The sequence below is a fragment of the Citrobacter sp. 50677481 genome (assembly GCF_001463265.1).
In the GTDB taxonomy this organism is placed as follows: Bacteria; Pseudomonadota; Gammaproteobacteria; order Enterobacterales; family Enterobacteriaceae; genus Citrobacter_A; species Citrobacter_A sedlakii.
Map to the genome: position 1 here is coordinate 1 of NZ_LNHZ01000041.1, position 9,243 is coordinate 9,243.

Genomic DNA, 9,243 nt, shown 5'->3' on the forward strand with positions numbered 1-9,243 from the left:
AGTGTCGGCCCGCGGTAGGTTTTCTGCGGCTGGCGCTCCAGCTCCAGTGTTTTCTGATACTCATTCTCCCTCTGCCGGAACTCGGTGGCATTCAGTTCCCGGACAAGCGGCGCAGCTGCTCGCTTAAACTCAGCACCTGCGTGCTCAAGTCCGACACGCGCTCGTTCAGCACCGCGTTCTCCCGTTGCATAAGCCCACACATGCTCCGCCATTCCGCGAAGGCGCTCTCCCATTCGTCCAGCCTTTGCGAGTAGTCCTGCTGTAGCTGCTCTAATGCGCTCAGCAACTGCTTTTCCAGCTCTGTCATTTTCCGCTACTCCTGTTTCAGGCGGATCCATGTCGTCCCGTCGTAGGGGATGGCTTCGGTTTGCATCCCCGGCGGCAGGATAAGAAACCTCCGGCCGTCGCTGCTCTCCTGATAGCGCACTCCCCACGTCCGGGCGGTCATTTTCGCCAGGGTATCTTCCTGCTGACGAAGATGCGTGTAATTGTCGGTTATCTGCTGCCCCTGCCACCACAGAATGCTCCCGCTCGTGCCGATCAGCAGCGCTGACACCATCAGGATGGTGAGCCATGTCCGCCCGGCAGTCCGCAGTACGCTCCGCCGGTTTTTCTCCATCGCCTCGCTCATACTCTGCTCGTGGGCGAGGATGGCGTCGCTGATTCTCCTCGCGCTTGCGCTCAGTTCCGCTCTGACAGACCGCTCGTGCTCGCTGAATGCGGCTTTCAGCATCTCGCCGGTACTCTGCTGCTGCGCTTTCGATTGCTGCTCTAAGTCCTTCGCCAGCGTTAAAAGACTGCTCATAGATGGCTCCCTTCAGTCGGATGTTTCGCCCCCCGTCCGGGTCGGCAATGCTGATACTGCTTTTCGTGGTGCGCACCACCTCAAAACCTGCACCTTCAAGAGTGTCAGTGACATCCTGACGGCTTTTCAGCTCCCCGGACGAAGCAAGGGTCAGCAGTCCCCGGGTAATGGCTTCTGCGGCCTCCTGCTTCGTTTTCGGCAGCCCGGACGGCGTGACCAGCGCCCGGCGGTTTTCCGGCGCGTTCGGGTCGTGCAGCCCCAGTCTGCCGTTCACGATAGTCTGCCAGGCATCGATGCGCGGCCGGTCGGCGCGGTCGTAGTAAGGCTGGAGCCGCCTGCCGGTCAGCAGCTCGGTATTGGGGATCAGAAAGTTCAGCTCCAGACGCCACTTGTCCGCGTGCTCCACCCACAGAATGCTGTACTGATCTTTATCGAGTCCGGGCATCAGAACCCGCTCGAAGCTGGCCATCAGTTTTTCCCGCTGGCCGGGAGGCAGATCGGCCTCCGCAAACGACAGGACGCCGGAGGTGTATTTCTTAACGTAAGGCGACGCGTCAATCAGCTCCCGGACTTCTTCCGGCTTGCCCTGCAGGACGGTGGCGCCTTCACGCTGCCGGTCTTTACCCAGCAGATAGTCCACCGGCCCGGCGCCACCGCCGCGACCCCGTGGATGAAATTTAACGATCATCGTCCGTTCCTTTCTCAAGAACGGCGTGCCGCAGCCGCTCAAGTCCGGCATCGATGGCCATCAGCGCCGCCACAATCTGTACCCTGTCATGGCCGGTACCGCCGCCGGCATTAACGCGGCGGGCTATCTGGTTCAGGTTGTTGCCCATGCCGGCAAGCTGGCGCAGCAGCGCCGGCGAGATCGAGGGAAGCTTTCCGGTACGCGCAGGCTTTTCGTCCAGGCAGGTCTGCCGCATCCACGCCGCCAGCTGCCTGCCGTCACAGCGCTCGAGCAGCCGCCGGTGCTCGTCCTCCGTCACCCACATGGTGAGCATCTTGCTCCGTTTCTCTGACAAACCGGCCTCCTGATAACGCCGGGACGGGCGGGAAAGCCTTTCCCGGTCGGCGCGGGGTTGGACAAGCCGCAGGCGCGTCAGGCTTTTGGCGGGTTTCGGGGCGCAGCCCTGAACCAGTCACGCAGCGCTAGCGGAGTGTATACTGGCTTACTATGTTGGCACGGATGCGGAGGTCAGTGAAGTGCTTCATGTGGCAGGAGAAAAAAGGCGGCACCGGCGCGTGAGCAGAATATGCGATACAGGAGATATTCCGCTTCCTCGCTCACTGACTCGCTGCGCTCGGACGTTCGGCTGCGGCGAGCGGTGCGGGCTTACGAACTGGGCGGAAATTTCCTAGAGAATGCCAGGACGATACTTAGCAAATAAGAGGAAAGGCCACGGCGTTGCCGTTTTTCCATAGGCTCCGCCCCCCTGACAAGCATCACGAAGTCTGACGCTCAAATCAGTGGTGGCGAAACCCGACAGGACTATAAAGATACCAGGCGTTTCCCCCTGATGGCTCCCTCGTGCGCTCTCCTGTTCCTGCCTTTCGGTTTACCGGTGTCATTCCGCTGTTATGGCCGCGTTTGTCTCATTCCACGCCTGACACTCGGTTCCGGGAAGGCAGTTCGCTCCAAGCTGGACTGTATGCACGAACCCCCCGTTCAGTCCGACTGCTGCGCCTTATCCGGTAACTATCATCTTGAGTCCAACCCGGAAAGACACGACAAAGCGCCACTGGCAGCAGCCACTGGTAACAGATTTAGAGGAGTTAGTCTTGAAGTTATGCGCCGGTTAAGGCTAAACTGAAAGGACAAGTTTTGGTGACTGCGCTCCTCCAAGCCAGTTACCTTGGTTCAAAGAGTTGCTGCTCTGAGAACCTTCGAAAAAACCGCCTTGCTGGGCGGTTTTTTCGTTTACCGAGCAAGAGATTACGACTTAACACCAAAAATCTCAAGAGATCCTCAATACAAATTGATGTAAACTTCAGAAGAACCAACGTTCTAACTCCAAAAGCCTAAAACTTTTAAAAAGCCGTAAGAAAAACCATTAAGACAAAGGAAAAAAATGAATAACGAAAGTATGGAAGCTAAGATAGCTTCACTAAACAATATACAATCCATCATAAATAGATTGGCTGAAACCTCTTCAAAGCTAAAGGCAACTTATATAACAATAATATCAGCAGTATTGACCATTGTTATTGCTTACGTAATACCTCAAAAACCAGTTGCGTCAGAAAACTTCACAACAAATGAAAAGCTTTATTCGATCTTGATATTTCTCATAATAACATTAGCGTTCATGCTTATTGATTCTTATTATTTAAGATATGAAAGAGCAATGCGTAAGGTTTATGATTTAAAGGCTGAAGACACAAAAGACTCAGCCGGAAAAATAAATTATTTTGAAATTAGCAACACATTTAACTACGTACTTAAAAACCAAAACATAAAATCAAGACCAAGCCGCTCTCAATTCATATTCTATGTAATTCCGTTTTTAGCTATAGCATTTTCTATAGCAGTATTAGCGACGAGGTAAAAATGCATAAGAAATTCCACATTGAGCTAGATTCACTCAAGAGAGATCTAGAGAACTATGACAGATATAATATCGTCAGTTCAGAGAGACTTGCTTATGGTAGCATTACCATAAGCGATAGGGAAAGTGTCAAACAAAGCATCATAAACTACGTGAAAGAAAATGAAGACATTGACACAGAGAAGTTGATAGGCGACATATTTCCTAAATTCACACCTCATTTGTTCATATCACACAAAAGTCAGGATGCCGGACTAGCTATAAAGCTAGCAAACATACTTTTCGAGAAATATGACATTCTTTCATTCATAGACTCTCAAGTTTGGCATCATATAAATGATATTCAGAAGATACTTGATGAAGAGTTCTCAAAGAAAAGTGAAGGTCTATATGACTATAGGAAAAGCAATATAGTCTCCAGCAATATATTTGCGATGTTATCATCATCTTTGTATAGAACCATAGATGATTCAGATGGCTTCATTTTCATTGACAGAGCAACAAAGCCAAACACAGCAAGAATAACCCACTCTACAATATCACAAATAAACACAGAGTCACCGTGGATCTATTTGGAAAACATATACAGCAATCTAATCAGAAAAAAAAGCCACAACCGATCGCAAATTATAATCGCCAAGGCTGGATTGGAAAAACTAGCAGAGGATGTTTCGGTATCGACTGAGAGTAGAAAAGAGCCTAAATTTACATATACAGCGGAAAGTGTAGATTCGAGAACAATTCAGACCATTGCTAAAGTACTTGATACACCATACGACAAAAGAAAAAAGCATCCTCTAGAGGGACTGGATTTTGTTTATAGCCTATTAAGTTGATTAGGAAAGGTCGACCCCCGGTCGGCTTTTTCGCATCTGCAGAACCACTACAATTTACCATAACATCCGTTGCCCGCACCGCTGAAACGGGGTTGGCTGCGTTTCCGGTGCCAGACGCGAGAAAGTGGCGACAGACATAACGAAAAAACACCAGAAACGCAGCCGCTGAATATTACACTGGTGCATAGTCATGCAGCCAGATGCATGGATGTTAAAGTCACACTAAAATCCGCGCCAATGCCTTAAAAACCGACAAATGCTTCTCCAGCCAGTCCCACAGCTCCGCCGCCAGATACAGGCAGTTAAGCAATGATTCAATAAGATTTAACAGCTTCATTTCCCGCTCCTGAATAAGTCGTGACCTTTTTGATCACGAACCTATTTAGCGGGAGAAATAAGAGCCCCTCTTCGTGCGGGTTGTCAGCTGCCTGGATGGTTTAAAGTGTCGGCCCGCGGTAGGTTTTCTGCGGCTGGCGCTCCAGCTCCAGTGTTTTCTGATACTCATTCTCCCTCTGCCGGAACTCGGTGGCATTCAGTTCCCGGACAAGCGGCGCAGCTGCTCGCTTAAACTCAGCACCTGCGTGCTCAAGTCCGACACGCGCTCGTTCAGCACCGCGTTCTCCCGTTGCATAAGCCCACACATGCTCCGCCATTCCGCGAAGGCGCTCTCCCATTCGTCCAGCCTTTGCGAGTAGTCCTGCTGTAGCTGCTCTAATGCGCTCAGCAACTGCTTTTCCAGCTCTGTCATTTTCCGCTACTCCTGTTTCAGGCGGATCCATGTCGTCCCGTCGTAGGGGATGGCTTCGGTTTGCATCCCCGGCGGCAGGATAAGAAACCTCCGGCCGTCGCTGCTCTCCTGATAGCGCACTCCCCACGTCCGGGCGGTCATTTTCGCCAGGGTATCTTCCTGCTGACGAAGATGCGTGTAATTGTCGGTTATCTGCTGCCCCTGCCACCACAGAATGCTCCCGCTCGTGCCGATCAGCAGCGCTGACACCATCAGGATGGTGAGCCATGTCCGCCCGGCAGTCCGCAGTACGCTCCGCCGGTTTTTCTCCATCGCCTCGCTCATACTCTGCTCGTGGGCGAGGATGGCGTCGCTGATTCTCCTCGCGCTTGCGCTCAGTTCCGCTCTGACAGACCGCTCGTGCTCGCTGAATGCGGCTTTCAGCATCTCGCCGGTACTCTGCTGCTGCGCTTTCGATTGCTGCTCTAAGTCCTTCGCCAGCGTTAAAAGACTGCTCATAGATGGCTCCCTTCAGTCGGATGTTTCGCCCCCCGTCCGGGTCGGCAATGCTGATACTGCTTTTCGTGGTGCGCACCACCTCAAAACCTGCACCTTCAAGAGTGTCAGTGACATCCTGACGGCTTTTCAGCTCCCCGGACGAAGCAAGGGTCAGCAGTCCCCGGGTAATGGCTTCTGCGGCCTCCTGCTTCGTTTTCGGCAGCCCGGACGGCGTGACCAGCGCCCGGCGGTTTTCCGGCGCGTTCGGGTCGTGCAGCCCCAGTCTGCCGTTCACGATAGTCTGCCAGGCATCGATGCGCGGCCGGTCGGCGCGGTCGTAGTAAGGCTGGAGCCGCCTGCCGGTCAGCAGCTCGGTATTGGGGATCAGAAAGTTCAGCTCCAGACGCCACTTGTCCGCGTGCTCCACCCACAGAATGCTGTACTGATCTTTATCGAGTCCGGGCATCAGAACCCGCTCGAAGCTGGCCATCAGTTTTTCCCGCTGGCCGGGAGGCAGATCGGCCTCCGCAAACGACAGGACGCCGGAGGTGTATTTCTTAACGTAAGGCGACGCGTCAATCAGCTCCCGGACTTCTTCCGGCTTGCCCTGCAGGACGGTGGCGCCTTCACGCTGCCGGTCTTTACCCAGCAGATAGTCCACCGGCCCGGCGCCACCGCCGCGACCCCGTGGATGAAATTTAACGATCATCGTCCGTTCCTTTCTCAAGAACGGCGTGCCGCAGCCGCTCAAGTCCGGCATCGATGGCCATCAGCGCCGCCACAATCTGTACCCTGTCATGGCCGGTACCGCCGCCGGCATTAACGCGGCGGGCTATCTGGTTCAGGTTGTTGCCCATGCCGGCAAGCTGGCGCAGCAGCGCCGGCGAGATCGAGGGAAGCTTTCCGGTACGCGCAGGCTTTTCGTCCAGGCAGGTCTGCCGCATCCACGCCGCCAGCTGCCTGCCGTCACAGCGCTCGAGCAGCCGCCGGTGCTCGTCCTCCGTCACCCACATGGTGAGCATCTTGCTCCGTTTCTCTGACAAACCGGCCTCCTGATAACGCCGGGACGGGCGGGAAAGCCTTTCCCGGTCGGCGCGGGGTTGGACAAGCCGCAGGCGCGTCAGGCTTTTGGCGGGTTTCGGGGCGCAGCCCTGAACCAGTCACGCAGCGCTAGCGGAGTGTATACTGGCTTACTATGTTGGCACGGATGCGGAGGTCAGTGAAGTGCTTCATGTGGCAGGAGAAAAAAGGCGGCACCGGCGCGTGAGCAGAATATGCGATACAGGAGATATTCCGCTTCCTCGCTCACTGACTCGCTGCGCTCGGACGTTCGGCTGCGGCGAGCGGTGCGGGCTTACGAACTGGGCGGAAATTTCCTAGAGAATGCCAGGACGATACTTAGCAAATAAGAGGAAAGGCCACGGCGTTGCCGTTTTTCCATAGGCTCCGCCCCCCTGACAAGCATCACGAAGTCTGACGCTCAAATCAGTGGTGGCGAAACCCGACAGGACTATAAAGATACCAGGCGTTTCCCCCTGATGGCTCCCTCGTGCGCTCTCCTGTTCCTGCCTTTCGGTTTACCGGTGTCATTCCGCTGTTATGGCCGCGTTTGTCTCATTCCACGCCTGACACTCGGTTCCGGGAAGGCAGTTCGCTCCAAGCTGGACTGTATGCACGAACCCCCCGTTCAGTCCGACTGCTGCGCCTTATCCGGTAACTATCATCTTGAGTCCAACCCGGAAAGACACGACAAAGCGCCACTGGCAGCAGCCACTGGTAACAGATTTAGAGGAGTTAGTCTTGAAGTTATGCGCCGGTTAAGGCTAAACTGAAAGGACAAGTTTTGGTGACTGCGCTCCTCCAAGCCAGTTACCTTGGTTCAAAGAGTTGCTGCTCTGAGAACCTTCGAAAAAACCGCCTTGCTGGGCGGTTTTTTCGTTTACCGAGCAAGAGATTACGACTTAACACCAAAAATCTCAAGAGATCCTCAATACAAATTGATGTAAACTTCAGAAGAACCAACGTTCTAACTCCAAAAGCCTAAAACTTTTAAAAAGCCGTAAGAAAAACCATTAAGACAAAGGAAAAAAATGAATAACGAAAGTATGGAAGCTAAGATAGCTTCACTAAACAATATACAATCCATCATAAATAGATTGGCTGAAACCTCTTCAAAGCTAAAGGCAACTTATATAACAATAATATCAGCAGTATTGACCATTGTTATTGCTTACGTAATACCTCAAAAACCAGTTGCGTCAGAAAACTTCACAACAAATGAAAAGCTTTATTCGATCTTGATATTTCTCATAATAACATTAGCGTTCATGCTTATTGATTCTTATTATTTAAGATATGAAAGAGCAATGCGTAAGGTTTATGATTTAAAGGCTGAAGACACAAAAGACTCAGCCGGAAAAATAAATTATTTTGAAATTAGCAACACATTTAACTACGTACTTAAAAACCAAAACATAAAATCAAGACCAAGCCGCTCTCAATTCATATTCTATGTAATTCCGTTTTTAGCTATAGCATTTTCTATAGCAGTATTAGCGACGAGGTAAAAATGCATAAGAAATTCCACATTGAGCTAGATTCACTCAAGAGAGATCTAGAGAACTATGACAGATATAATATCGTCAGTTCAGAGAGACTTGCTTATGGTAGCATTACCATAAGCGATAGGGAAAGTGTCAAACAAAGCATCATAAACTACGTGAAAGAAAATGAAGACATTGACACAGAGAAGTTGATAGGCGACATATTTCCTAAATTCACACCTCATTTGTTCATATCACACAAAAGTCAGGATGCCGGACTAGCTATAAAGCTAGCAAACATACTTTTCGAGAAATATGACATTCTTTCATTCATAGACTCTCAAGTTTGGCATCATATAAATGATATTCAGAAGATACTTGATGAAGAGTTCTCAAAGAAAAGTGAAGGTCTATATGACTATAGGAAAAGCAATATAGTCTCCAGCAATATATTTGCGATGTTATCATCATCTTTGTATAGAACCATAGATGATTCAGATGGCTTCATTTTCATTGACAGAGCAACAAAGCCAAACACAGCAAGAATAACCCACTCTACAATATCACAAATAAACACAGAGTCACCGTGGATCTATTTGGAAAACATATACAGCAATCTAATCAGAAAAAAAAGCCACAACCGATCGCAAATTATAATCGCCAAGGCTGGATTGGAAAAACTAGCAGAGGATGTTTCGGTATCGACTGAGAGTAGAAAAGAGCCTAAATTTACATATACAGCGGAAAGTGTAGATTCGAGAACAATTCAGACCATTGCTAAAGTACTTGATACACCATACGACAAAAGAAAAAAGCATCCTCTAGAGGGACTGGATTTTGTTTATAGCCTATTAAGTTGATTAGGAAAGGTCGACCCCCGGTCGGCTTTTTCGCATCTGCAGAACCACTACAATTTACCATAACATCCGTTGCCCGCACCGCTGAAACGGGGTTGGCTGCGTTTCCGGTGCCAGACGCGAGAAAGTGGCGACAGACATAACGAAAAAACACCCGAAACGCAGCCGCTGAATATTACACCTGGCCCTTATACACATCTGACGCTGCCGACGTCCTAATCAACTTAATAGGCTATAAACAAAATCCAGTCCCTCTAGAAAAAACAATGACACTAAGTATTCATGATCGAGCACAAATATTACTACAACATACTATCTCTTATCCAACTCACACCAATATATATCTGTACATCATAGTAGTGCCTGATCATCTCTCACATGTAAGACACTAATGTGCTCAAAGTAAGGAGACTCGATACAAAAGGGGATGA

The 9,243-nt window shown here is 50.5% G+C and carries 12 protein-coding genes and 4 pseudogenes; 6 read left to right on the plus strand and 10 right to left on the minus strand.

The window, feature by feature from the left end; translation table 11 throughout:
- Positions 1-91: 91 nt before the first annotated feature.
- The 5 genes and pseudogenes from APU02_RS26570 to APU02_RS27125 form a co-directional block, all read right to left on the minus strand.
- A complete protein-coding gene (locus APU02_RS26570) occupies positions 92-307 on the minus strand; it encodes an MbeD family mobilization/exclusion protein (protein ID WP_000137422.1) in 216 nt (71 codons plus the stop codon).
- Between the two features lie 6 nt (positions 308-313).
- On the minus strand, positions 314-805 hold the full coding sequence (locus tag APU02_RS26575; protein WP_044715458.1) for an MbeB family mobilization protein: 492 nt from the start codon (positions 803-805) through the stop codon (positions 314-316).
- A 34-nt stretch (positions 806-839) separates the two neighbouring features.
- Positions 840-1,544 (minus strand): annotated as a pseudogene (locus APU02_RS27120) (relaxase/mobilization nuclease domain-containing protein); the annotation flags it as partial.
- Positions 1,483-1,806 carry a MobC family plasmid mobilization relaxosome protein gene (locus APU02_RS10365; protein WP_021243036.1) on the minus strand — a complete coding sequence of 108 codons (324 nt, stop codon included), beginning with the start codon at positions 1,804-1,806 and terminating at the stop codon, positions 1,483-1,485. The gene APU02_RS10365 and the pseudogene APU02_RS27120, both read right to left, overlap by 62 nt.
- 207 nt (positions 1,807-2,013) lie before the next feature.
- Positions 2,014-2,249: pseudogene (locus APU02_RS27125) on the minus strand (hypothetical protein).
- Between the two features lie 205 nt (positions 2,250-2,454).
- On the opposite strand from APU02_RS27125, the gene APU02_RS27130 reads away from it, so the two are divergent.
- From APU02_RS27130 to APU02_RS10375, 3 genes are all read left to right on the plus strand, one after another.
- Positions 2,455-2,616, plus strand: a complete 162-nt coding sequence (locus tag APU02_RS27130; RefSeq protein WP_048339000.1) for a hypothetical protein — start codon at positions 2,455-2,457, stop codon at positions 2,614-2,616.
- A gap of 258 nt (positions 2,617-2,874) precedes the next feature.
- A complete protein-coding gene (locus APU02_RS10370) occupies positions 2,875-3,351 on the plus strand; it encodes a hypothetical protein (RefSeq protein WP_047343984.1) in 477 nt (158 codons plus the stop codon).
- 2 nt (positions 3,352-3,353) lie between these two features.
- On the plus strand, positions 3,354-4,187 hold the full coding sequence (locus APU02_RS10375) for a hypothetical protein (RefSeq protein ID WP_032072601.1): 834 nt from the start codon (positions 3,354-3,356) through the stop codon (positions 4,185-4,187).
- A 532-nt stretch (positions 4,188-4,719) separates the two neighbouring features.
- On the opposite strand, the gene APU02_RS26585 is transcribed toward APU02_RS10375, so the two are convergent.
- The 5 genes and pseudogenes from APU02_RS26585 to APU02_RS27140 all read right to left on the minus strand — a co-directional run bounded on the left by APU02_RS26585 (position 4,720) and on the right by APU02_RS27140 (position 6,877).
- Positions 4,720-4,935, minus strand: a complete 216-nt coding sequence (locus APU02_RS26585) for an MbeD family mobilization/exclusion protein (protein ID WP_000137422.1) — start codon at positions 4,933-4,935, stop codon at positions 4,720-4,722.
- Positions 4,936-4,941: 6 nt separating this feature from the next.
- Positions 4,942-5,433 (minus strand): MbeB family mobilization protein, encoded by a 492-nt coding sequence (locus tag APU02_RS26590; RefSeq protein ID WP_044715458.1) that lies wholly within the window; start codon positions 5,431-5,433, stop codon positions 4,942-4,944.
- 34 nt (positions 5,434-5,467) lie between these two features.
- Positions 5,468-6,172: pseudogene (locus tag APU02_RS27135) on the minus strand (relaxase/mobilization nuclease domain-containing protein); the annotation flags it as partial.
- Positions 6,111-6,434: a MobC family plasmid mobilization relaxosome protein gene (locus APU02_RS10385; RefSeq protein WP_021243036.1), complete on the minus strand. Its 324-nt coding sequence runs from the start codon at positions 6,432-6,434 to the stop codon at positions 6,111-6,113. The gene APU02_RS10385 and the pseudogene APU02_RS27135, both read right to left, overlap by 62 nt.
- 207 nt (positions 6,435-6,641) lie before the next feature.
- Positions 6,642-6,877: pseudogene (locus APU02_RS27140) on the minus strand (hypothetical protein).
- 205 nt (positions 6,878-7,082) lie between these two features.
- Between APU02_RS27140 and APU02_RS27145 the strand changes: the two are divergent.
- From APU02_RS27145 to APU02_RS10395, 3 genes are all read left to right on the plus strand, one after another.
- Positions 7,083-7,244, plus strand: coding sequence for a hypothetical protein (locus APU02_RS27145; RefSeq protein ID WP_048339000.1), 162 nt, complete (start codon positions 7,083-7,085; stop codon positions 7,242-7,244).
- Between the two features lie 258 nt (positions 7,245-7,502).
- Complete coding sequence (locus APU02_RS10390) at positions 7,503-7,979, plus strand: hypothetical protein (protein ID WP_047343984.1); 477 nt, start codon at positions 7,503-7,505, stop codon at positions 7,977-7,979.
- Positions 7,980-7,981: 2 nt separating this feature from the next.
- Complete coding sequence (locus tag APU02_RS10395; protein ID WP_032072601.1) at positions 7,982-8,815, plus strand: hypothetical protein; 834 nt, start codon at positions 7,982-7,984, stop codon at positions 8,813-8,815.
- Positions 8,816-9,243 lie beyond the last annotated feature (428 nt).